Raw genomic sequence first — 21,608 nt, forward strand, 5'->3', positions numbered from 1 at the left:
TGAACGCAACGAACCCTCACGAGTTCAGCAGAGAACCGGAGCGTTTGGATTCCGCGTCGAGTCGAAGGGTCGACTTCGCGGCGTTCAGCGCCGCGGCCAGGTCGTCGATGTGATACGGCTTGGCTAAGATCTGGATACCCGCCGCTTCGGCTTCATGGATCGCGGCCTCGGCGTATCCGCTGGTCAGCAGGACCGGTATGTCGCTGCGCCGCCTGCTGATTTCCCGCGCGAGCTCCACGCCATTCATGCCGCCCGGCATCATGATGTCCGAGAACACGACATCGACGGAGCGGCCGTCCGCCAGGGCACCGAGAGCTGCTGCGGCGCTGGCGGCCCGTGTAACTTCGTAGCCGAGCTGACCGAGCATCTCGCCAACGAGTGCGGCCACCTCGTCGTCGTCTTCGACCAGAAGGATCTGGCCCTGGCCGTTCTTCTTCGGTCGCACCGTCCTGTTGAAATCGATCAGGTGTCGTTGCCTGGAAGCGAGATTCAGCGAGCGGGGCAGGTAAAGCTCGATGCTGGTGCCCTGACCGATTTGCGATTTGATGCGAACCGTCCCGCGCGACTGGGTCGCAAACCCATGGACCTGTGCGAGTCCCAGTCCGGACCCCTTGCCGACGTCCTTGGTGGTGAAGAACGGCTCGAAGACGCGCGACAGGATTTCCGCAGGTATGCCGACGCCGGTATCGATGACCGACAGCCGTACATAGTCGCCGGCGATCTCCGGGTCATTGAGATCGGGCAGGTTCTCGCCGCGAACGAGGATGGTGCCGCCGTTCGGCATCGCATCCCGGGCATTGACGGCCAGATTGAGAATGACCAGCTCGAGTTCTCCGGGATCGACCTCCACCGGCCAAAGAGCATCCGGGAACTCGAATTCGACGTGCACGTCGCCCCGCAGGCTTCGATCGAGCAGCTCGCGCATGCCGCCGATCTGCATGGCGACGTCGACCGCTTCCGGGCGCAGCGTCTGCCGGCGTGAGAATGCCAAGAGCTGCTTGGTCAGGCTGGCGCCGCGCTGCGCGGCCTGGATCATCCCGTCCATCAGGCGCCGGCGACGGTTTGGATCCGTCTGGCGGTCGAGCATGTCGAGGCCGCCGGAAATCACCATCAACAGGTTGTTGAAGTCGTGTGCGACGCCGCCGGTGAGCTGGCCGATGGCTTCGATCTTCTGCGCCTGCCGAAGCGTCTCCTCGACCCGGGCGCGCTCGTTCATTTCGAGACGCAGTTGCTCGTTGGCTTCCTTCAGCTCGCGTGTCCGTTCGACCACCAGCTTCTCGAGTTCCTGCGCAGTCTGCTCGCGCGCCGAAAGCAGGGCCCGGATCTCGTACTGCCGCCGCCGCGCCCGCATCGCCGACTGGATTGCGCTGGTCAGCGTGATCGGCTGCACCGGTCGCTCGAGCAGCGAAACGTTGCGAAGCAGGGCGACGATGTCGCGGCGCCAGGCGACCACCGCGGGCTGCTCACGATGGCTGGTGAGAACGATGAAGGGAAGGTCGGACCATGGCGCCTGGCTCGCGATCCATTCAGCGAGCGGCGCGGTGTCTTTCCCGAACAGTCCCTCCTCGGCGAGGAAGACCGCGCCCACGCCGGCACTCATCTCGCTGACGAGTTCGGGCAGACTTCGGCAGTTGACCGCCTCCAGGCTCGCGCCGCGGAAAAGCTCGGCCGATGCCGGTCCGTCGCGGCCGATCGGAGCGAAAATGAGGACGCGGTGATCGCGGTCGGCGCTCATCAGGCCGGTCCTTCCAGGATATCCGTGCCGGTATAACGCGGATTGCCCGAAAAGATGCCCATGAAGTCGGTGAGGGGCGGGCCGAGCTTGACGCCGGTGCTGCCGAGCCGGAACTCGCGGATGGTGTGCTCGTGGTTGCCGCTGCGCTTCTTGACGACGGACAAGGCGCGCCGCACCGATCCGCCGGACTCGAAATAGCGCAGCATCAGCACCGCGTCGCTCAGATAGCTGATGTCGAGCGGCGTATCCATCGGGCCGACCAGCCCATGTTGAGCGAGGATCAGGATGGTGAGAACGCCCTGCTGCGCCAGGTAGGTCAGCAGCTCGTGCATTTGCAGGATGAGAAACCGCTCGTCCGGCATCGCGTTGAGGTAGCCGTTCAGGCTGTCGATGACGACCACGCGGGCGTTGTCGTCTTCAACGCTCCGGCGCAGGATCGCCGCGAACTCGCCGGGCGACAGTTCGGCCGGATCGATCTGTTGAAACCGGATGAGGCCGGACTCGACGTGCTTTTCCAGAGGCAGGCCGAGCGTCCGGGCGCGAGCTTCCACGGTGCCGCGGCCTTCGTCGAACGCGAAGAATGCGGCGTGCTCGCCGCGTTCCGCCGCCGCTATCGCGTAAGTGAGCGCGAGGGAGGATTTTCCCACGCCGGCGGCGCCGATGAACAGGGCGTTGGTGCCGCGCTCGAGCCCGCCGCCGAGGAGCTGGTCCAGGGCAGCGTTGCCGCTGGCCGTGAATTCGCCGGGAAAGGCTTTGTGGTGTTCCGCCGCCACGAGGCGCGGGAAGATCCGCAAGCCCCCCTTTGCAATCGTGAAGTCGTGGAAGCCGCCGCGGAATCGAATACCGCGCATCTTGATCACGCGGATCCGCCGTCGCTCCGCCCCGTAGTCGATCGCGACCTGTTCGAGCATGACGACGCCATGCGCGATCGAATGCAGTTGCAGATCGTCCTGGGAGGACGAGAGATCGTCGAGGAGCACGACGGTGCAATTGCGGTTGGTGAAGAAGTGCTTCAAGGCCAGCACCTGCCGTCTGTAGCGAAGCGGGTTCTGGGCCAGCAGACGAAGCTCGGAGAGGCTGTCGAGCACCACGCGCGTGGGGTTGATCCGTTCGACTTCCTTGAAGATCAGACCCGTCGTTTCGTTCAATTCCATTTCGGCGGGATGGAAGACCGTGAGCTCCCGCTCCGGATCGAGCGTGGTCTCGGGCGGAACCAGCTCGAAGATGTCGACGCCGTCAAGCGACCAGCCGTGCCGCTGCGCGACGACGGTCAGCTCCCGCTTGGTTTCGGACAGCGAAATATAGAGCACGCGTTCGCCGTCGCGCACGCCCCGGAGGAGGAATTGCAGCGCGATTGTCGTCTTGCCCGTGCCGGGCCGCCCCTCATACAGATACATCCGGTTGGGGTCCAAGCCGCCGCCCAGGATGTTGTCGAGACCTTCGCTGCCGGTGGAAACGCGCGGCAAATCGGAGGCGCTCGTGGACGTACCGGTCATTGAAACCCCTTACGCTTCTTCGATCCGGGAGGGCGTATGTCCAAGCTTCCCGCAGGCCGGCGGCCCGGGGAAGGAACTCACGGGCCGGCATCGAGTTCCCGCCCGAGAAGGTCGAATGGCCGACAGGTGAGGTCGTGCAGTCCTGGCGGCTTTCAGCGCCGGATGCGGTAGATCGCGACGTCTTCGCCGTTATGATTCGTGCTCTGCTCGAACAGGTACTTCGACTTCTCCAGCACGCACCGTGATGCGGCATTGCCGAGTGAGACGATGCCAATCAGGGATGACAGCTGCAGCTGTGACAGCCCGATCTGCGTCAGCGCGGTCGCGATCTCGCTCGCAAGTCCCTGGCCCCAGAATTCGCGCTTGAAGGCGTAGGCAATCTCGATCTCGTCGACCTCATCCACGATGATGTGCCGGATGCCTGCCCGTCCCGCGAACACTCCGTCTTTCGTTCGGAGCGTCCAGAGCCCGAAGCCGTGCTGGTCCCAATGCGCCATATTGGTCGCGAGATAGACCTTCGTCACCTCGGGCGTCCGCACCCCGCCGAGATAACGTGAGACCTCGACATCGAGATGCAGCGCGACGAGGTCGGCGAGGTGATCCTCGCGCAGTCGTTCGGCGGTCAGTCTGGCGGTGCTGAAGTGATCCATCCTGCCGAGCTCCTTGCGGCGTCGTACCGCTGTTTTTCGAGAGGGTCGACCGGCTCTGCGGAAGAGGCGGGACACGGGCGCAATCGCACAGCCGCCCTGGTGGGCAATCAATCCGGTGTGTCGGTCAGGGGCGCCGGGTAGCCAAACCTTTTCATCGTGCCATTGTGCCGGTGTTTTGCCCGACGACGCAACTGATTTTCCGAATTGGGCCGTCCCGCAGACAGCGCAGGTTGTGGTGTGGTCCGGCAGTGGCGCGCAGCGCCGACTGCGTCGCACCGTAGGGCACACTCCGGCTGGAAAATTTCGTCCGGTGCATCAATAGCTTCGCTACTGTGCATGGGGTTGTTTTCGCAGTTTTGGTTTTGAAAGGCGCTATCCCGCCCCGAGCGCCACCGCGACATTGTAGGTCGCGAGGCTGGCCGCATAAGCCAGCACCAGCATGTAGGCGAAGGTCACGGCCATCCACGCCCAGCTTCCGGTCTCGCGGCGGATCACGGCCAGCGTCGAGGCGCATTGCGGGGCGAAGATGTACCAGGCCAGCAGCGACAGCGCGGTCGCCAGCGACCATTTGGTCGCCAGCACCTGGCCGATCTGCTCGGCCGCCTCCTTGCCGCCTTCGATCGCATAGACGGTGCCGAGGGCTGCGACCGCGACCTCGCGTGCCGCCATGCCCGGGATCAGCGCTACCGCGATCTGCCAGTTGAAGCCGACCGGCGCGAGCAGCGGTTCGAGCGCCTTGCCGATGATCGCGGCGAGACTGAAGTCGATGGCGGGTTCGGTGGCGCCCGCGGGCGGCTGCGGGAACGAGGCCAGGAACCAGATCAGGACCATCATCGAGAAGATCGTGGTGCCGGCGCGCACCAGGAACATCTTGGCGCGGGTGTAGATGCCGATCGCGATCGATTTCAGCCGCGGCATCTTGTAGTCAGGCAGCTCCAGCATGAACGGGGCCGGCGCAAAGTCGCGCAGCATGAAGAATTTGATCAGGAACGAAACCAGCAGCGCACTGACGATGCCGGTGGCATAGAGGCCGAACATCACGAGGCCCTGGAGGTTGATGAAGCCCCAGACGTCCCTGGCCGGAATGAAGGCGGAGATGATCAGCGTGTAGACCGGAATGCGCGCCGAGCAGGTCATCAGCGGCGCGATCAGGATCGTGGTCAGCCGGTCGCGCTTGTTGTCGATGACGCGCGTCGCCATGATGCCGGGAATGGCGCAGGCGAAGCTCGACAGCAGCGGAATGAAGGCGCGGCCGTGCAGCCCTGCGCCGCCCATGATGCGATCCATCAGGAAGGCGGCGCGCGCCATGTAGCCGAAATCTTCCAGCAGCAGGATGAACAGGAAGATGATGATGATCTGCGGCAGGAACACGATCACGCTGCCGACGCCCGAGATCACGCCGTTCTGGAGGAAGCTCTGCAGCAGGCCGCCGGGCAGGGTGTCGTGGACGAGCTCGCCGAGCGCATCGAAGCCGGAGTTGAGCAGGTCCATCAGCGGCTGCGCCCAGGCAAACACCGCCTGGAACATCACGAACAGGATCAGCGCGAGCACGATCAGTCCGCCGACGGGATGCAGCACCACGGCGTCGATCCGCGCGGTCCAGGTGTCGGGGCTGGTAGGCAGGCTGACGCAGTCGGCGATGATGCGGTCGGCCTCGCGCTGGGTCGCGCGCAGCTCGGCGACACTGAGCGCGCGCCACTTGTTCTCCCCGGGCTCGGCATCGAGCCTGGCCGAGATATCGTCGGTCAGCGCCAATAGATCGGCCGTGCCACCCTTGCGCACCGCGATCGAGGTGACCACGGGCACGCCGAGCTCCTTGGCGAGCCGCTCGACGTCGACGGTGATGCCGCGCCGGCTCGCGATGTCGAACATGTTGAGCACGAGGATCATCGGCCGTCCCGTGCGCTTGAGCTCGAGCAGCAGGCGGATGGTCAGGCGCAGATTGGTGGAATCGGCGACGCACAGCACGAGATCGGGCACGGTCTCGCCGGTGGCCTTGCCGAGCACGAAGTCGCGGGTGATCTCCTCGTCCGGGCTGCGGCCCCGCAGCGAATAGGTGCCGGGCAGGTCGACCACGGAGACCTGGCGTCCCAAGGGGGTGACGAAGAAGCCCTCCTTGCGCTCGACGGTGACGCCGGGATAGTTCGCGACCTTCTGCCGGCTGCCGGTCAGGGCATTGAACAGCGAGGTCTTGCCGCTGTTGGGTGTGCCCACCAGGGCCAGATGCAGCAGGGGTAATTCCATGGGTGCAGGCGTCCGGTCGCTATCTAGGCGACGATGATGGCCATGGCTTCGCGACGACGGACCGCGATGGTGATGCTGTCGACCCGCACGGCGATGGGGTCGCGCCCGACCAGCCCCTCATGCAGGACCTCGACCCGGGCCCCTTCGACGAAGCCGAGCTCGATCAGCCGGCTCTCGAGCTCGACGTCCGAGAGCGCCGAGCCCGTCCCCCTGGCGGAAAGGTGCTGGATGACGCCGGTGTAGCCACGCTGGGCCAAACCCAGCGGCATGTGCGAGCGCGTGTCAGGGGTGTCGATCATGCCCTGTATTTTCAACGCAGGGCATCGAGGTCAAGCGCGCCTGCCCGCCGAACCTGCACCTTAGAGTGATTTTAAGGTGCAGCGGCCAGGGCTGCGCCGGGAAAGCACCCGGCGGCTACTGGGCAGGGACCTTTTCAGGCTGGCTGGCCATGGCGCGGCTCTTGAAATAGTCCAGGACGAACAGGCGGATCGCCGACGACAGATTGCCCTGCTGGCGGTTGCTGTCGATTTCGCCGACGAGCTCGGACAGCGTCATGTTGCGCAGGCCCGAGATCTCCTTCATGCCGTTCCAGAACGCCTCTTCCAGGCTGACGCTGGTCTTGTGGCCGGCGACGACGATCGACCGTTTCACGACCGGCGATTTCATGGCTGCTCCTCGCGATCGATCCGGTGCTGGTCCAGATGCTCCTTGGCCTGGTCCGCCCGCTTCTCCTCCACCGACCGCTCCGCCTTGGTGCGACCGAACTTCGCCCGGTTGGCGTCCGCTTGCTTCGCCGAGGCTTCCCGCTCGGCGCGCTTCCTGAAGCGATTCAGGTTGATGACGTTGCCCATGCGGTGTCTCCATCATCCGATCCTCGTCAGGCAGAATGAAACATTCAGAAACAGGGTGCCTCGTTGCGCCCCGCAAGACTTGATCGCCATTCGCTCGTCCTCGTCAATCGGCCCCTCGGGCCATCAAACGATGATTTCGCCCGTCGAGGGCAGAGGAGCTGCGTAACACGCTGCCCCGCCACAACATTGACGGTAATCAAATCCCGCCCTCAAAGCCGCACTTTTTCTCAGTGCCAGGGGTCCGTATCATTACGGATGACCATCGGAATTCGGAATTTAGCCCGGGCTGGTCATCTTTTCGGGGCGGACCAGGCGGTCGAACTCGTCGGCCGAGACGAAACCGAGCCGCAGCGCCTCCTCCTTCAGCGTGGTGCCGTTCACGTGGGCCGTCTTGGCGACCTTGGCCGCGTTGTCATAGCCGATCTTCGGGGCGAGCGCCGTGACCAGCATCAGCGAGCGCTGCATCAGCTCGCTGATGCGCTTCTCGTCGGCGCGGATGCCGCTGACGCAATGTTCGGTGAAGGAGCGTGCGGCATCCGCCAGCAGGCGGATCGAGTGCAGCATGTTGTAGGCCAGCACGGGCTTGTAGACGTTGAGCTCGAAATGGCCCTGGCTGCCGGCGACGGTGATGGCGGTGTGATTGCCGAACACCTGGCAGCACACCATGGTCATCGCCTCGCATTGGGTCGGATTGACCTTGCCGGGCATGATCGAGGAGCCCGGCTCGTTCTCCGGCAGGATCAATTCGCCGAGGCCCGAACGCGGGCCGGAGCCGAGCAGGCGGATGTCGTTGGCGATCTTGAACAGGCCCGTCGCCACCGAATTGATGGCGCCGTGCGCCAGCACATAGGCATCGTTCGAAGCCAGCGCCTCGAATTTGTTGGCGGCGCTCGTGAAGGGGAGCTTCGTGATCCCGGCGACGTGCTTTGCGAACAGTTTTGCAAAGCGCGGCTTCGAGTTGAGGCCGGTGCCGACGGCGGTGCCGCCCTGCGCCAGCGGATAAAGATCCTTCACCGCGACCTTGAGCCGGGCAATGCCGCTTTCGACCTGCGCGGCATAGCCCGAAAATTCCTGGCCGAGCGTCAGCGGCGTCGCATCCTGGGTGTGGGTGCGGCCGATCTTGACGATCTTTGCGAACTCCTTCTCCTTCTTGCGCAGCGCGCGCAGCAATTCGCCGAGGGCAGGGACGAGATCGGCGTTGATGCGGCTTGCGGCCGCGATGTGCATCGCGGTGGGAAACGAGTCGTTCGACGACTGGCTCATATTGACATGGTCGTTGGGATGCACCGGCTCCTTGGCGCCGAGCTCGCCGCCGAGCAGCTCATTGGCGCGGTTGGCGATCACCTCGTTGAGGTTCATGTTGGTCTGCGTGCCGGAGCCGGTCTGCCAAACCACCAGCGGAAAATGATCGTCCAGCCTGCCTTCGATCACCTCGCGCGCGGCGCGGATGATGGCGTTCGCGCGGCGCTGGTCGAGCAGGCCCAGCTCGCGGTTGGTCTGCGCGGCCGCGAGCTTGACGATGCCGAGCGCATGCACGAGCGAGATCGGCATGCGATCGGTGCCGATGCGAAAATTCTGGCGCGAGCGTTCGGTCTGCGCTCCCCAATAGCGGTCGGCGGGGACGTCGATGGGACCGAAGCTGTCGGTCTCGATGCGGGTCGCGGAGCGTGAAGCGCGGGTCGTCTTGGCCATGAGCACATCCATTCTGCCGCGCGAAACGCCGCACGGCCTTTTCATGTGCTTCTCTATATAGGCAGTTTGGCTGTGTGCGACGGGCTCGAGCCCAACCTAGATCATTTCTTACGGAAACGATCGAGCCGCACGACTTCGGCGCCGCCCTGGCTCGGCGGTGTCGGCTCGTCGCCGGCTTCCGCATTCTCGGTCGCAGGTGCCGGGACCGATACGGCCGACGGCGCGGGCGCGGCCGGCAAAGTCTCGGGCGCGACCTCGGCGACGTCGGAGGTGTCGAACTGGAGGCCGAACTTCACGGACGGATCGAGGAAGCTCTTGATGGCGCTGAACGGCACCACCAGCCGCTCCGGGATGCCGCCAAAGGACAGGCCGACCTCGAAACGGTCGTCGAGCACGGTCAGATCCCAGAACTGGTGCTGGAGGATGATCGTCATCTCTTCCGGATATTGCGCGAGCAGCCGCGGCGACAGCTTCACGCCCTCGGCCTTCGACACGAAGGTGATGAAGAAATGGTGCTCGCCCGGCAGTCCATGGGCCGCGGCATCGGTCAGCACCTTGCGCAGCACGCCGCGCAACGCGTCGCGGGCCAGCACATCGTATCGGATATGATCGGTCGCCATGGTGGTCCTGTTGCATCCCCGAAGCCAGACCAGCCAGTCCGACTCGCCAAGCCGCAATAGTACCGCGCCTGACGGGCCAGCAGGAGTCCCCGTCGGGGAAGAAATCGAAAAGTAAAGTGGAGGCTTCTGTTGCCAGGTGCCTCCGAACCCCGCCTAGCGGAGCTTAACCCGCTAGGACTTTAGAGTGGTCTTTCAAACTGCGTTACGCAGCCTGAGCAACCGGAGCAAAGTTGTCGTTGGCAACTATTGCAGTAGCCCGATAACGGCGGAACAATACCGGGAAAAAGTACGCCCTTTACGCCCTCGTCGATCCTATTTCGCCCCCGCCAAAGCCCGCTTCTGGGCCAGCCCGATGGTGGGCTTTGGTGGAGGCGCCGGGTACCGCCCCCGGGTCCGAATGGTTTATTGCGACGACCGTTTATTTCCATAGCCGGCGAACCGGCAGTCCCAATATAGGGTGCAAAGCTTTCGAAAAACAGAGGTTTCGAGCGGATTGGCCGCGGTTCCCTTGGGATAGGTTCCGGATCGTCTTGGCCACCGCCGGAGCCCCGTTCTAAGCTGCTGACATGTCCACGGATTCAGCACCGGCCGTCCAGAAGCCGGATCTCGCCGCCGCACCGCCAGGCCTTCTCGCGCTGTTTCTGGCCTTCGCCAGGATGTCGCTGGCCGGTTTCGGCGGGGTCCTGGTGTTTGCCCGCCGGGCCATCGTCGAGCAGCACCGCTGGATGACCGCGGACGAGTTCAACGAGACCTTTGCTCTCTGCCACTTCCTGCCCGGGCCCAACATCGTCAATCTGTCGATGGTGTTCGGATCGCGGCTGCGCGGCATCGCCGGCGGCGTTGCCGCCTTCACCGGGCTGTTGCTGCCGCCGACGCTGATCATGACGGCGCTGGCAATCGCCTACGCCCGTTTCGGCGATACCGAGGTGCTGCGCCGAATCCTTGCCGGCATCTCCTGCGCGGCGGTCGGCCTCTTGATCGCGGTGGTCTTCCGCATGATGACTCCGTTGCTCAAGCGGGCGGATCCCCTCGCGCTGATCCTGATGCTCGGCGTGTTCCTCGCCATCGGCGTGCTGCGCCTGCCGCTCCAGGCGGTGCTGCTGGTCGCGATCCCCGTCAGCGTGGGCGTCACTTGCTTGCTGCGGCGGAAAGTAGCCGCATGACCAGCCACAGCCCCATCTGGTCGCTGATCTCCACGTTTGGTCTGATGTCGCTATTCGCTGTCGGCGGTGCCGCGGCCGCGGTGCCCGAGATGCATCGCATCGCGGTCGAGGTGAATCACTGGATGACCGACAAGCAGTTCGCCGACGCCTATGCGATCGCGCAGCTCTCGCCAGGTCCGAACGTGCTTATCGTGACGTTAATCGGCTATGCCGTGGCCGGCATCCCCGGCGCGCTGGCGGCGACGTTGGCGATGTGCCTGCCGACGGCGTTGCTTGCCTATTATGTGAGCCGGCTCCTGAACCGGCCCAGCCAATCGCGCTGGCCCGGCCTGATCCAGGCTGCACTGGTTCCGCTCTCGATCGGTCTGATGGCGGCGAGCGCCCTGATCCTGGCCCAGTCGACCGATCGGACAATTGCTGCACTGCTTCTGACCGCAATGGTTGCGGTGATCGCCTCGGTCTCGCGCATCAATCCTCTTTGGCTCCTTCTCGCCGGGGGCGTGTTGGGTTTTGCTGGCATTGTGTGATGAAAATCGCTAGGCAGTGATCCGGGCGGGGGACCCAGTTCCAGCCGATTTAGAACAACAGTGCTCGTGACTTACGGTCGCGGAGGAGACAGGCATGGCCGACACGATGGGCCACTCAGCGACAGCCACCCGAAATACCCGGTTGGCGGTTGGCTTTTGTCTGCTGGCGATTGCGCCGCAGATCTTCGAATTGATCTGGTCGATCGGAACGATCTTCGGCTGGGGGGCCGGCCGCGGCCCGGCGACGGTGATCACCAGCCACGTGACGGCGCTGCTCGCCGGCGCGCCCAGTGCCATATTCGGATCGTTCGGCGGCGGCACCAAGAAGATGTCGTCCGATGTGCTGCTGGCGCTGATCTATTCCTATCCGCTGTTTGCGGTGGCGATTCTCACGCTGTTCATGACGATCCGCTCGGCGCAAGATTATGTCGGCGGCGTCGTCCTGATGGCGGTCGCCCTGTTCGCGCTGTGGGCATCGAGTGATTTGCAGGGCATGCGCGGCTTCTCCTTCGGCGCAGGGACCGCGCCGCGTATGTTCGGCGGGCTCCTGGTCGCCTTGTCCGCCGGCATCGCCTTGACCGGTCTTCTGACCGATGGGCCTGCGATGGCCCATTACTCCTGGCGTGGACCGCTGTTCGTCGTCGCCGCGATCCTCTTCTTCGCCCTGTCGATCCGGTCCCTCGGCGTCGTGGTCACGGCCTTCGCAAGCTTCATGATTGCGGCGACAGGCTCCAACGAGACGCGCTGGCTGGAAGCGGTGATCGTCGGCGCCTGCCTGACGGTCGGCTGCGCGATACTCTTCCCTTATGTGCTCGGGCTGCCGATGCCGATGTTTCCGCGTTTCCTGCAGTGAGGGTGTGATGGATATTTTTGCCAACCTCGCTCACGGCTTCGCCGTCGCCTTCTCTCCGATCAACCTGCTGATGTGCCTGATTGGCGCCCTCGTCGGGACGCTGGTCGGCGTGCTTCCGGGCATCGGCACCATTGCAACCGTCGCAATGCTGCTGCCGATCACCTTCGGACTGCCGCCGGTCGGCGCGCTGATCATGCTCGCCGGCATCTATTACGGCGCCCAGTATGGCGGCTCGACCACGTCGATCCTGGTCAACATTCCAGGCGAGGCGACATCGGTGGTCACCGCCATCGACGGGCACCAGATGGCGAAGCAGGGCCGCGCCGGCCCGGCGCTGGCGATCGCCGCGATCGGCTCGTTCTTCGCCGGCTGCGTCGCCACCGTGCTCATTGCCCTGCTCGGTGCGCCGCTCACAAAGCTCGCGCTGGCGTTCGGTCCGGCCGAATATTTTTCGCTGATGGTGCTCGGCCTGATCTTCGCGGTGGTGCTGGCCAAGGGCTCGGTGCTGAAAGCGATCGCGATGATCGTGTTTGGTCTGCTGCTGTCGATGGTCGGGTCCGACATCGAGACCGGCGCCTCGCGCATGTCCTTCAACATTCCGGAGCTCGCCGACGGCCTCGGCTTTGCGACGGTGGCAATGGGCGTGTTCGGCTTTGCCGAGATCATCCGCAACCTCGACCATGGCGCCGGGATGAACCGCGACCTCGTGCAGCAGAAGATCACCGGCCTGATGCCGACCAGAAAGGATCTGCGCGACGCGGCGCCGCCGATCCTGCGCGGCACCGTGCTCGGCTCGATCCTCGGCATTCTGCCCGGCGGCGGCGCGGTGATCGCGTCCTTCGCGGCCTATACGCTCGAGAAGAAGCTCGCCAAGAACCCGTCGCGGTTCGGCCGCGGCGCGATCGAGGGCGTGGCGGGACCGGAGAGCGCCAACAACGCCGCGGCGCAGACCTCGTTCATCCCGCTGCTCACCCTCGGCATCCCGCCGAACGCGGTGATGGCGCTGATGGTGGGCGCGATGACCATTCATGGCATCGTGCCGGGCCCGCAGGTGATGCAGAAGCAGCCGGACCTCGTCTGGGGCATGATTGCCTCGATGTGGATCGGCAATCTGATGCTGATCATCATCAACCTGCCGCTGGTCGGAATCTGGGTGCGCCTCTTGCGCGTGCCGTACCGGCTGATGTTCCCCTCGATCGTGATCTTCTGCGCGATCGGCATCTATTCGGTGAACAACGCCCCGGTCGACGTCATCCTGGCCGGCATCTTCGGTCTCGTCGGCTACTGGCTGATCAAGCACGATTTCGAGCCGGCGCCGTTGCTGCTCGGCATGGTGCTGGGACCGCTGATGGAAGAGAACCTCCGCCGCGCGCTGCTGATCTCGCGCGGCGACTGGAGCGTGTTCCTGACGCGTCCGCTGTCGGCGGTGCTGCTGGCGGTTGCGGCGAGCCTCCTCGTCCTTACGGTGCTACCGGCGTTGCGTGCCAAGCGCGACGAGGTGTTCACCGAGTCCGAGAACTGAGGTCGCGCCCTGCGTCGCGCCACGCCCTGCGTCGGCGCGCCGCATTCGGAAGTCGAATCGACTTGTGTGACGGCTTAGTGAAATGAAAATACCGGCCTTTGGGCCGGCAGTCTTTGTGTCCAAGGGGATCCACATGACCTTTCTTCGCGCGCTCACGGGCGCATGTGCCGCAGCGCTTGCTTCGCTTGCCACCTTCACCGCGCCGGCCGAGGCGCAGACCTACCCGACACGCAGCATCACCATGATCGTGCCGTTCGCGGCCGGCGGGCCGACTGACGTGATCTCGCGCATCGTCACCGGGCATATGGCGCAGACGATGGGACAAAGCATCATCATCGAGAACGTCGTCGGTGCCGGCGGCACCACCGCGACCACGCGCGCTGCGCGCGCGGCCAACGACGGCTATACGCTGATCACCGGCCACATGGGCACCCATGCTGCATCGGTGCCGCTCTATCCGAAGCTCGCCTATCATCCCGAGAAGGATTTCGAGCCGATCGCGCTGCTGGCGGGCACGCCGATCCTGATCCTGGCGCGCAAGGACTTCCCGCCGAAGGACCTCAAGGAGTTCGTTGCCTATGTGAAGGCGAACGCCGAGAAGGTGAACGCCGCGCATGCCGGCGTCGGCTCGGTCTCGCACGTCTCATGCGAGCTTCTCCACTCGATCCTCGACATCAAGCCGGTCGGCGTGCCCTTCAACGGCACGGGACCTGCGATGAATGCGCTGGTGGGGGGCCAGGTCGATTACATGTGCGACCAGATCGTCAACGCCGTGCCGCAGATCAACGCCGGCACCATCAAGGCCTATGCGATCGCAACGCCGGAGCGCAATCCGTCGCTGCCGAACGTGCCGACGACGACGGAAGCGGGCTTGCCGAAGTTCCAGGCCCAGGCCTGGAATGCGATGTTCGCACCCAAGGGAACCTCGCCCGCGATCGTGGCGAGCCTGAACGCGGCGGTCGTCAAGGCGCTCGACGACGAGACCGTGCGCAAGCGTCTGCTCGACCTCGGCAGTGTCATCCCGGGTCCCGCCGAACGGACCCCGGAAGCGCTGGCCGCCCTCGTCAAGAGCGAGATCGCGAAGTGGACCCCGGTGCTCAAGCCGGCAACTTAGGCAATGCAATCAACCCGATAGGCAGAAGGGCGGGACGTCAGTTCCGCCCTTGTCGTTTGTGCCGGGAACACTCATTTTTCCGGGTATAATCAATTGGAGTAGCGAATCGCCGCTGTCGCAGCGCGGGGGTGGCCGCTAAGTTCGCCGCCTCCCCCAAAAGGCTGCCGTCGTCCCAGGGTTTTTGGCACATGCACCAGTATCAGGACCTGCTCGAGCGGATTCTCTCAGACGGCGCCGAGAAGACCGACCGGACCGGCACCGGCACGCTCTCGGTGTTCGGCCACCAGATGCGCTTCAATCTGTCGGCCGGCTTCCCGATGCTGACCACAAAGCGGCTGCCGCTGAAGGCGATCGTCCACGAGTTGCTCTGGTTCCTGAAGGGCGACACCAACATCAAATATCTGCGCGACAACGGCGTTACCATCTGGGACGAGTGGGCCGATGCCAATGGCGATCTCGGCCCGGTCTATGGCCATCAATGGCGCTCCTGGCCCGCCCCGGACGGCCGCAGCATCGACCAGATCGCCAACGTCGTCGAAATGATCAAGCGCAATCCGGACTCGCGACGCCTGATCGTATCGGCCTGGAATCCGGCCGAGGTCGACAAGATGGCGCTGCCGCCGTGCCATTGCCTGTTCCAGTTCTACGTCGCAGGCGGCAAGCTGTCCTGCCAGCTCTATCAGCGCTCCGCCGACGTCTTCCTCGGCGTGCCCTTCAACATCGCCTCCTATGCGCTGCTCACCATGATGGTGGCGCAGGTCACCGGGCTGAAGCCCGGCGACTTCGTGCATTCGTTCGGGGACACCCATCTCTATTCCAATCATCTCGAGCAGGCGAAGCTCCAGCTCACCCGCGCGCCGCGCCCGCTGCCGGCGATGCGGATCAATCCCGACGTGAAGGACATCTTCTCCTTCCGCTTCGAGGATTTCGAGCTCGTCGGCTACGATCCGCATCCGCACATCAAGGCGGAAGTCGCGGTCTAGCGCAGATGTCGCTGACCATCCGCCGCGCACGCCCGGGCGAAGCCGGGCTCGTTCTTTCCTTCATCCGCGAGCTTGCCGAATACGAACAGCTCTCGCACGAGGTGGAGGCGACCGAGGCTGACATCGCCGACGCGCTGTTCGGCGACCGGCCGCAACTCTATTGTGCGATCGCGGAGTGGAACGCCGAGCCGGTCGGCTTCGCGGTGTGGTTTGCGAATTTTTCCACCTTCAGCGGCCGCCACGGCATCTATCTCGAAGATCTCTACGTGCGGCCGTCGCATCGGGGCAGGGGCCTCGGCAAGGCGCTGCTGGTCTATCTCGCCAGGGAATGCGTCGAGAACGGCTGGTCGCGCCTGCAATGGGCGGTGCTCGACTGGAACGCGCCGTCGATCGCGTTCTACAAGTCGCTCGGTGCGGTCATGATGGACGACTGGACATTGTGCCGCGTCACCGGGCCTGCGCTGAGGCGGCTTGCCGGGAGCGCGCCCTGATGGAGATCGTCTTCGTCGTCGCCATCGCGGAGAACGGCGTCATCGGCGCCGGCAACGCCATTCCGTGGCGATTGAAATCCGACATGGCCCGCTTCAAGGCGCTCACGATCGGAAAGCCGGTGATCATGGGCCGCAAGACCTTCGAATCCCTGCGCCGGCCACTGCCGGGCCGCACCAACATCGTGATCACGCGCGATACGGCTTATCGTGCCGCAGGCGCCGTCGTCACGACATCGGCTGCGGCTGCGGAGGCGGTCGCGCTTGGCGATGCCCTGCGGCGTTCGGTCACTGAGATCGCGGTGATCGGCGGCGCCGAGGTCTACCGGCAGTGGCTCGATCGCGCCGATCGCCTCGAAATCACCGAAGTGCATGCGCGGCCCGAGGGCGACACGCATTTCGACGTCGACAAGGCGGGGTGGGAGGAGACGACGCGCATCCGTCATCCGGCCGGCCCCGACGACAGCGCCGACTTCTCCTATGTGACATATCGTCGGCGGGCGGGCCATTAACCGCATTCGTCAATGTTTACATTGACTTTTTCGTCCCCGAGCATAGCTCGGAAGTCGGCCCGGGTTGCGTTGTAAGGGACCTGCCTGTCCCCTATAAAGCCGGACCGGACAAAGCGGGCGGGGGCAATTCCACCCTGCCGAGGAGAGCATCGAATGCCGTGGAAGAATCAGGGCGGTGGCCCATGGGGCTCGGGTCCAAAGGGACCATGGGGCTCAGGCCCGCAACCGGTTGGGCCGAGGCCGCCGGATCTGGAAGACCTTCTGCGCCGCGGCCAGGACCGCCTCCAGCAAATCATGCCGGGCGGCTATTTCTCCGGCATCGGCATCACGCTGATCATCCTGCTGATCGCCGCATTCTGGCTGCTGTCGGGCTTCTTCCGCGTGCAGTCCGAAGAGCTCGGTGTCGTGCTGCGCTTCGGCAAGCACGTCCGAACCGTGCAGCCGGGCCTGAACTATCATCTGCCTTATCCGATCGAGACCGTGCTGCTGCCCAAGGCGCTGCGCGTCAACACCATCTCCATCGGCATGACGCTGATCGACGATCCGGCGCGGCGCGGCCGCTCCGTTCGTGACGTGCCGGAAGAGAGCCTGATGCTGACCGGCGACGAGAACATCGTCGACGTCGACTTCACCGTGCTGTGGCGCATCAAGCCCGACGGCGTCGGCAACTTCCTCTTCAACATCCAGAACCCCGAAGGCACCGTGAAGGCGGTGGCCGAGAGCGCGATGCGCGAGGTGATCGGCCGCTCGCAGATCCAGCCGATCCTGACCGGCGCGCGGAACGTCACCGAGCAGAACGTGCACGAACTGATCCAGAAGACTCTGGACAGCTATGGCGCGGGTATCCAGATCAGCCAGGTGCAGATGCAGAAGGTGGATCCGCCGGCGCAGGTGATCGACGCCTTCCGTGACGTCCAGGCGGCGCGCGCCAATCTCGAGCAGCTGCAGAACGAAGCGCAGACTTACGCCAACCAGGTGGTGCCGCAGGCACGCGGCCGTGCAGCGCAGATCCTGCAGGCTGCCGAAGGCTACAGGGAGCAGGCGGTCGCCGAGGCCAAGGGCCAAAGCGCGCGCTTCCTGAAGGTTTACGAGGAATACAAGAAGGCGCCAGACGTGACGCGTGAACGGATCTATCTGGAGACCATGGAGCGCGTGCTCGGTGGCGCGGACAAGCTCATTTTTGACGGCGGCGGCGCCTCGGGCCAGGGCATCGTGCCCTATCTGCCCCTCGGCGAATTGACGACCAAGCGGCCGCCTACCACCGGTCCGCAGTCGAGCGGAGGCAACCGATGAGGTCTCCGGTCACAGGTATCGTCACGCTGCTCGGGCTCCTGCTCGTCGTGATCGTCGGCTACATGTCGCTGTTCACGGTTCAGCAGACCGAGCAGACTATCGTGCTCCAGTTCGGCCGGCCCGTCGATGTCGTCACTGCGCCCGGCCTGCATTTCAAGGCGCCTTGGAATTCCGTGATCAACATCGACAAGCGGATCCTCGACCTTGAGAATCCGTCGCAGGAAGCGATCGCGTCCGACCAGAAGCGGCTCGTGGTCGACGCCTTCGCGCGCTACCGGATCAAGGATGCGCTGCGCTTCTATCAGAGCATCGGCTCGATCCAGGCTGCCAACGTCCAGCTCACCACGCTCCTGAACGCGGCGCTGCGCCGCGTGCTCGGCGAGGTGACCTTCATCAACGTGGTGCGCGACGATCGCGAGAAGCTGATGCTGCGTATCCGCGACCAGCTCGACCGCGAGGCCGACGGCTACGGCATCGAGGTCGTCGACGTCCGGATACGCCGCGCCGACCTGCCGGAGCAGAACAGCCAGGCGGTCTACCAGCGCATGAAGACCGAGCGCGAGCGCGAGGCGGCCGAGTTCCGCGCTCAAGGCGGCCAGAAGGCCCAGGAGATCCGCTCCAAGGCCGACCGCGAAGCCACCGTGATCGAGGCAGAAGCGAGGTCGCAGGCCGAGCAAACGCGTGGTATTGGCGACGCCGAGCGTAACCGCCTGTTCGCCGAGGCTTACGGCAAGGACGCCGACTTCTTCGCCTTCTACCGGTCGATGACGGCTTATGAGAACGGGTTGCGTTCGAACGACACCCGCTTCCTGCTGCGGCCGGACTCGGATTTCTTCCGGTACTTCAGTAATCCGTCCGGCAAGATGGCAACCGAGGCGCCGAAGCCGTAAGCTAGAAAAAGGGGCGGCCGGTCTGGCCGCCCTTTTGTCCAGATAATAACAGCACTACGGGAGGTTCCATTCCGATGAGGTCCATTGCGTTCGCCGACTTCCTCATCGGCCTAGGCATCCTGTTCGTGCTTGAAGGCTTGATGTTTGCGGCCAGTCCCAACTGGATGCGCAAAGCCATGAAGAGCGCCATCGCTACGCCGGACAACATTCTCCGGGCGGTCGGGATCGGCTCGGCCGTGGCGGGCCTGGTGCTGATCTGGGTTATACGGCGCCCCATTTAGCCATCAGGCCAACGCCAAAGTGAAGGCGCCGGACCGGTTTTCGCCGTATTATCGGGGTCTTGAGGGCCGCTAAGCTCCGCGCTTGCGCCGTGCCCCCGTTCGAGCGCAGTCTGGCGCCGAATCCCTCTGTCTGGAGATCACAATGACCGCTGCCACCACTGCCCCGTCCCGTTCGCGCCGTAGCGTGCGACTTGGTGTGCGACTTGGGCTGGCCGCGCTCGCCGTCGGTGCTTTCAGTGCGTTCGGCACGGCGGCCCATGCGCGCGGACCGGATGGCATCGCCGACGTCGCCGAGAAGGTGATCGACGCGGTCGTCAACATCTCGACCTCGCAAACCGTCGAGGCCAAGGGCGGCGGCGGCAACACGATGCCGCAACTGCCGCCGGGCTCGCCGTTCGAGGAGTTCTTCGACGACTTCTTCAAGAACCGCCGCGGTCCCGGTGGCGGCAGCAAGGGTGGCGAGAACAATCAGCCGCGCAAGACCAACTCGCTCGGCTCCGGCTTCATCATCGACACGGCGGGCGTCGTCGTCACCAACAACCATGTCATCGCGGACGCCGACGAGATCCACGTCATCCTCAACGACGGCACCAAGATCAAGGCCGAGCTTGTCGGCGTCGACAAGAAGACCGACCTTGCCGTGCTGAAGTTCAAGCCGACGAAGCCGCTGGTCGCGGTGAAGTTCGGCGACTCCGACAAGCTGCGCCTCGGCGACTGGGTGGTCGCGATCGGCAACCCCTTCAGCCTGGGAGGCACGGTGACGGCCGGCATCGTTTCGGCCAAGAACCGCGACATCTCCTCGGGGCCATACGACAGCTACATCCAGACCGACGCCTCCATCAACCGCGGCAACTCCGGAGGTCCGCTGTTCAACCTCGACGGCGACGTCATCGGCGTCAACACGCTGATCATCTCTCCCTCCGGCGGCTCCATCGGCATCGGGTTTGCCGTGCCGTCGAAGACCGTGGTGGGCGTCGTCGATCAGCTCCGCCAGTTCGGCGAGCTGCGCCGCGGCTGGCTTGGCGTGCGCATCCAGAGCGTCACTGACGAGATCGCCGAGAGTCTCAACATCAAGCCTGCGCGCGGTGCGCTTGTCGCCGGCGTCGACGACAAGGGCCCGGCCAAGCCCGCCGGCATCGAGCCCGGCGACGTCGTCGTCAAGTTCGACGGCAAGGACGTCAAGGACCCGAAGGACCTGTCGCGCGTCGTCGCCGACACGGCGGTCGGCAAGGAGGTCGACGTCATCGTCATCCGCAAGGGCCAGGAGCAGACCAAGAAGGTCACGCTGGGACGCCTCCAGGATCCCGACAAGGTGCAGGCCGCGGTGAAGACGGACGAGCCCGCGCCCGAGAAGCCCGCGACACAGAAGGCGCTTGGCCTCGATCTCGCAACGCTGAGCAAGGATCTGCGCACGCGCTACAAGATCAAGGACAGCGTCAAGGGCGTGGTCGTCACCAATGTCGATGCCAACTCGGACGCCGCCGAGAAGCGCCTGTCCGCCGGCGACGTCATCGTCGAGGTGGCGCAGGAGGCCGTTTCCAGCGGTGCCGACATCCAGAAGCGCGTCGATCAGCTCAAGAAGGACGGCAAGAAGTCCGTGCTGCTGCTGGTCTCGAATGGCGAAGGCGAGCTGCGCTTCGTGGCGCTGAGCGTGCAGTAGCTGACGCATCGCCTCACACTCACGGCCATTCCGGGATGGTGCGCAAGCACCAGACCCGGAATCTGGAGATTCCGGGTTCGATGCTTCGTATCGCCCCGGAATGACGGAGAGAAAGATCTACCCCTCCACGAACTCGTCGCGCCGATACCCCTGCGCATAGAGCAGCGCGGTGAGATCGCCGTGATCGATCCGCGCGGCAGCGGCCGCAGCCACCGCGGGCTTGGCGTGATACGCAACGCCCAGCCCAGCCGCCTGGATCATCGCGAGATCGTTGGCGCCGTCGCCGACCACGACCGAGTCGATGTCGTCGAGATCGAAGGATTCCATCAGGTCCACCAGCGTGGCGAGCTTCGCTGCGCGGCCGAGGATCGGCTCCTTCACCTCACCGGTGAACTTGCCGTCGCGCACGACGAGCTCGTTGGCGCGGTTCTCCTGGAAACCGATCTTGGCGGCGACCGCACTCGTGAACAGCGTGAAACCGCCGGAGACGAGGCAGGTATAGGCGCCATGCTTGCGCATGGTTGCGACCAGTTCGCGGCCGCCCGGCGTCAGTGTGATGCGCTTGTCCAGCACTTCGTCGACGGCGCTGGCGGGCAGATCCTTGAGCAGCGCGACGCGCTCGCGCAGCGCCGGCTCGAACTCGATCTCGCCGCGCATCGCGCGTTCGGTGATGGCGGCGACATGCGCCTTCACCCCGACGAGATCGGCGAGCTCGTCGATGCATTCCTGGCCGATCATGGTGGAATCCATGTCGGCGAGGAAAAGCTTCTTGCGCCGGACGCCGGCTGGCTGCACGACGATGTCGATGGGCAGGTCGCCGCGCAGCTCGCGGAGCCGCTGCTCGATGGCGTGGCGGTCGCCTTCGAGGTTACTGTCGGCGCCGAAGGGAATGTCGACCGCAACCCCGTCGAACAGCCAGTGCGCGGGAGCTGCCTGTGGCAGCACGGCGCGGGCGCCATCGACGATGGTGGAGTCGAGCGCGGGATTGTCGGGGTTGCAGATCAGCGTGGCGACGAGGGACATTTGAGGTTTTC

At 64.8% G+C, this 21,608-nt stretch carries 22 protein-coding genes and 1 other RNA gene; 12 read left to right on the plus strand and 11 right to left on the minus strand.

Translation table 11 applies throughout. The features are described from left to right. Nucleotides 1-16: 16 nt before the first annotated feature. From AX729_RS28275 to ssrA, 10 genes are all read right to left on the minus strand, one after another. Nucleotides 17-1,735: an ATP-binding protein gene (locus AX729_RS28275; RefSeq protein ID WP_061027477.1), complete on the minus strand. Its 1,719-nt coding sequence runs from the start codon at nt 1,733-1,735 to the stop codon at nt 17-19. Continuing rightward, nucleotides 1,735-3,231 carry an ATPase domain-containing protein gene (locus AX729_RS28280; protein WP_061027478.1) on the minus strand — a complete coding sequence of 499 codons (1,497 nt, stop codon included), beginning with the start codon at nt 3,229-3,231 and terminating at the stop codon, nt 1,735-1,737. The genes AX729_RS28275 and AX729_RS28280 overlap by 1 nt, the downstream gene beginning before the upstream one ends. Before the next feature lie 152 nt (nt 3,232-3,383). Then, the gene (locus AX729_RS28285; protein ID WP_061027479.1) at nt 3,384-3,881 is read right to left on the minus strand and encodes a GNAT family N-acetyltransferase; all 498 of its coding nucleotides are present in this window, start codon (nt 3,879-3,881) and stop codon (nt 3,384-3,386) included. Nucleotides 3,882-4,253: 372 nt separating this feature from the next. Further along, nucleotides 4,254-6,125, minus strand: coding sequence for a ferrous iron transporter B (feoB, locus tag AX729_RS28290; protein ID WP_061027480.1), 1,872 nt, complete (start codon nt 6,123-6,125; stop codon nt 4,254-4,256). Between the two features lie 23 nt (nt 6,126-6,148). Continuing rightward, nucleotides 6,149-6,424: a FeoA family protein gene (locus tag AX729_RS28295; RefSeq protein ID WP_061027481.1), complete on the minus strand. Its 276-nt coding sequence runs from the start codon at nt 6,422-6,424 to the stop codon at nt 6,149-6,151. Between the two features lie 115 nt (nt 6,425-6,539). Next, nucleotides 6,540-6,791 (minus strand): ribbon-helix-helix domain-containing protein, encoded by a 252-nt coding sequence (locus tag AX729_RS28300; protein ID WP_061027482.1) that lies wholly within the window; start codon nt 6,789-6,791, stop codon nt 6,540-6,542. Further along, the gene (locus AX729_RS28305) at nt 6,788-6,976 is read right to left on the minus strand and encodes a DUF4169 family protein (protein WP_061027483.1); all 189 of its coding nucleotides are present in this window, start codon (nt 6,974-6,976) and stop codon (nt 6,788-6,790) included. Before AX729_RS28305 ends, AX729_RS28300 begins: the two co-directional genes overlap by 4 nt. 276 nt (nt 6,977-7,252) lie before the next feature. Continuing rightward, nucleotides 7,253-8,680, minus strand: a complete 1,428-nt coding sequence (fumC, locus tag AX729_RS28310) for a class II fumarate hydratase (protein ID WP_061027484.1) — start codon at nt 8,678-8,680, stop codon at nt 7,253-7,255. Between the two features lie 89 nt (nt 8,681-8,769). Continuing rightward, a complete protein-coding gene (locus tag AX729_RS28315; RefSeq protein WP_061027485.1) occupies nt 8,770-9,288 on the minus strand; it encodes an SspB family protein in 519 nt (172 codons plus the stop codon). Nucleotides 9,289-9,403: 115 nt separating this feature from the next. Continuing rightward, nucleotides 9,404-9,770, minus strand: a transfer-messenger RNA (tmRNA) gene (ssrA, locus tag AX729_RS28320). Between the two features lie 84 nt (nt 9,771-9,854). On the opposite strand from ssrA, the gene AX729_RS28325 reads away from it, so the two are divergent. From AX729_RS28325 to AX729_RS28380, 12 genes are all read left to right on the plus strand, one after another. Beyond that, nucleotides 9,855-10,451 (plus strand): chromate transporter, encoded by a 597-nt coding sequence (locus tag AX729_RS28325; protein WP_061027486.1) that lies wholly within the window; start codon nt 9,855-9,857, stop codon nt 10,449-10,451. Beyond that, a complete protein-coding gene (locus tag AX729_RS28330; RefSeq protein WP_061027487.1) occupies nt 10,448-10,978 on the plus strand; it encodes a chromate transporter in 531 nt (176 codons plus the stop codon). The genes AX729_RS28325 and AX729_RS28330 overlap by 4 nt, the downstream gene beginning before the upstream one ends. Before the next feature lie 94 nt (nt 10,979-11,072). Next, a complete protein-coding gene (locus AX729_RS28335; protein WP_061027488.1) occupies nt 11,073-11,831 on the plus strand; it encodes a tripartite tricarboxylate transporter TctB family protein in 759 nt (252 codons plus the stop codon). Nucleotides 11,832-11,838: 7 nt separating this feature from the next. After that, entirely contained in the window at nt 11,839-13,353 is a 1,515-nt protein-coding gene (locus AX729_RS28340) for a tripartite tricarboxylate transporter permease (RefSeq protein ID WP_061027489.1), read from the plus strand. A gap of 133 nt (nt 13,354-13,486) precedes the next feature. Further along, nucleotides 13,487-14,467 carry a tripartite tricarboxylate transporter substrate binding protein BugD gene (locus AX729_RS28345; protein ID WP_061027490.1) on the plus strand — a complete coding sequence of 327 codons (981 nt, stop codon included), beginning with the start codon at nt 13,487-13,489 and terminating at the stop codon, nt 14,465-14,467. Between the two features lie 188 nt (nt 14,468-14,655). Further along, a complete protein-coding gene (locus AX729_RS28350; RefSeq protein WP_061027491.1) occupies nt 14,656-15,450 on the plus strand; it encodes a thymidylate synthase in 795 nt (264 codons plus the stop codon). A gap of 5 nt (nt 15,451-15,455) precedes the next feature. After that, a complete protein-coding gene (locus tag AX729_RS28355) occupies nt 15,456-15,941 on the plus strand; it encodes a GNAT family N-acetyltransferase (protein WP_061027492.1) in 486 nt (161 codons plus the stop codon). Further along, the gene (locus AX729_RS28360; protein WP_061027493.1) at nt 15,941-16,450 is read left to right on the plus strand and encodes a dihydrofolate reductase; all 510 of its coding nucleotides are present in this window, start codon (nt 15,941-15,943) and stop codon (nt 16,448-16,450) included. Before AX729_RS28355 ends, AX729_RS28360 begins: the two co-directional genes overlap by 1 nt. A 153-nt stretch (nt 16,451-16,603) precedes the next feature. Next, nucleotides 16,604-17,743 (plus strand): FtsH protease activity modulator HflK, encoded by a 1,140-nt coding sequence (gene hflK, locus AX729_RS28365; RefSeq protein ID WP_061027494.1) that lies wholly within the window; start codon nt 16,604-16,606, stop codon nt 17,741-17,743. After that, nucleotides 17,740-18,633: a protease modulator HflC gene (hflC, locus tag AX729_RS28370; protein WP_061027495.1), complete on the plus strand. Its 894-nt coding sequence runs from the start codon at nt 17,740-17,742 to the stop codon at nt 18,631-18,633. The genes hflK and hflC overlap by 4 nt, the downstream gene beginning before the upstream one ends. Nucleotides 18,634-18,707: 74 nt before the next feature. Next, complete coding sequence (locus tag AX729_RS28375; RefSeq protein ID WP_061027496.1) at nt 18,708-18,914, plus strand: DUF2065 domain-containing protein; 207 nt, start codon at nt 18,708-18,710, stop codon at nt 18,912-18,914. A gap of 142 nt (nt 18,915-19,056) precedes the next feature. Beyond that, a complete protein-coding gene (locus tag AX729_RS28380; protein ID WP_061027497.1) occupies nt 19,057-20,574 on the plus strand; it encodes a Do family serine endopeptidase in 1,518 nt (505 codons plus the stop codon). A gap of 117 nt (nt 20,575-20,691) precedes the next feature. Here AX729_RS28380 and serB read toward each other — a convergent pair whose 3' ends face one another. Beyond that, on the minus strand, nt 20,692-21,597 hold the full coding sequence (gene serB, locus AX729_RS28385) for a phosphoserine phosphatase SerB (protein ID WP_061027498.1): 906 nt from the start codon (nt 21,595-21,597) through the stop codon (nt 20,692-20,694). Nucleotides 21,598-21,608 lie beyond the last annotated feature (11 nt).

This window comes from Bradyrhizobium sp. CCH5-F6, assembly GCF_001556045.1.
In the GTDB taxonomy this organism is placed as follows: domain Bacteria; phylum Pseudomonadota; class Alphaproteobacteria; order Rhizobiales; family Xanthobacteraceae; genus Bradyrhizobium.

What these genes read in the sequence shown, in the direction of transcription:
- AX729_RS28325 (WP_061027486.1), top strand. Translation starts at nt 9,855, where the DNA reads ATGTCCACGGATTCAGCACCGGCCGTCCAGAAGCCGGATCTCGCCGCC.
- AX729_RS28360 (WP_061027493.1), top strand. Translation starts at nt 15,941, where the DNA reads ATGGAGATCGTCTTCGTCGTCGCCATCGCGGAGAACGGCGTCATCGGC.
- AX729_RS28280 (WP_061027478.1), bottom strand. Translation starts at nt 3,231, where the DNA reads ATGACCGGTACGTCCACGAGCGCCTCCGATTTGCCGCGCGTTTCCACC.
- AX729_RS28345 (WP_061027490.1), top strand. Translation starts at nt 13,487, where the DNA reads ATGACCTTTCTTCGCGCGCTCACGGGCGCATGTGCCGCAGCGCTTGCT.
- AX729_RS28380 (WP_061027497.1), top strand. Translation starts at nt 19,057, where the DNA reads ATGACCGCTGCCACCACTGCCCCGTCCCGTTCGCGCCGTAGCGTGCGA.
- AX729_RS28275 (WP_061027477.1), bottom strand. Translation starts at nt 1,735, where the DNA reads ATGAGCGCCGACCGCGATCACCGCGTCCTCATTTTCGCTCCGATCGGC.
- hflC (WP_061027495.1), top strand. Translation starts at nt 17,740, where the DNA reads ATGAGGTCTCCGGTCACAGGTATCGTCACGCTGCTCGGGCTCCTGCTC.
- fumC (WP_061027484.1), bottom strand. Translation starts at nt 8,680, where the DNA reads ATGGATGTGCTCATGGCCAAGACGACCCGCGCTTCACGCTCCGCGACC.
- feoB (WP_061027480.1), bottom strand. Translation starts at nt 6,125, where the DNA reads ATGGAATTACCCCTGCTGCATCTGGCCCTGGTGGGCACACCCAACAGC.
- AX729_RS28355 (WP_061027492.1), top strand. Translation starts at nt 15,456, where the DNA reads ATGTCGCTGACCATCCGCCGCGCACGCCCGGGCGAAGCCGGGCTCGTT.
- AX729_RS28300 (WP_061027482.1), bottom strand. Translation starts at nt 6,791, where the DNA reads ATGAAATCGCCGGTCGTGAAACGGTCGATCGTCGTCGCCGGCCACAAG.
- AX729_RS28305 (WP_061027483.1), bottom strand. Translation starts at nt 6,976, where the DNA reads ATGGGCAACGTCATCAACCTGAATCGCTTCAGGAAGCGCGCCGAGCGG.
- AX729_RS28285 (WP_061027479.1), bottom strand. Translation starts at nt 3,881, where the DNA reads ATGGATCACTTCAGCACCGCCAGACTGACCGCCGAACGACTGCGCGAG.
- AX729_RS28315 (WP_061027485.1), bottom strand. Translation starts at nt 9,288, where the DNA reads ATGGCGACCGATCATATCCGATACGATGTGCTGGCCCGCGACGCGTTG.
- AX729_RS28330 (WP_061027487.1), top strand. Translation starts at nt 10,448, where the DNA reads ATGACCAGCCACAGCCCCATCTGGTCGCTGATCTCCACGTTTGGTCTG.
- AX729_RS28335 (WP_061027488.1), top strand. Translation starts at nt 11,073, where the DNA reads ATGGCCGACACGATGGGCCACTCAGCGACAGCCACCCGAAATACCCGG.
- AX729_RS28375 (WP_061027496.1), top strand. Translation starts at nt 18,708, where the DNA reads ATGAGGTCCATTGCGTTCGCCGACTTCCTCATCGGCCTAGGCATCCTG.
- hflK (WP_061027494.1), top strand. Translation starts at nt 16,604, where the DNA reads ATGCCGTGGAAGAATCAGGGCGGTGGCCCATGGGGCTCGGGTCCAAAG.
- AX729_RS28340 (WP_061027489.1), top strand. Translation starts at nt 11,839, where the DNA reads ATGGATATTTTTGCCAACCTCGCTCACGGCTTCGCCGTCGCCTTCTCT.
- AX729_RS28295 (WP_061027481.1), bottom strand. Translation starts at nt 6,424, where the DNA reads ATGATCGACACCCCTGACACGCGCTCGCACATGCCGCTGGGTTTGGCC.
- serB (WP_061027498.1), bottom strand. Translation starts at nt 21,597, where the DNA reads ATGTCCCTCGTCGCCACGCTGATCTGCAACCCCGACAATCCCGCGCTC.
- AX729_RS28350 (WP_061027491.1), top strand. Translation starts at nt 14,656, where the DNA reads ATGCACCAGTATCAGGACCTGCTCGAGCGGATTCTCTCAGACGGCGCC.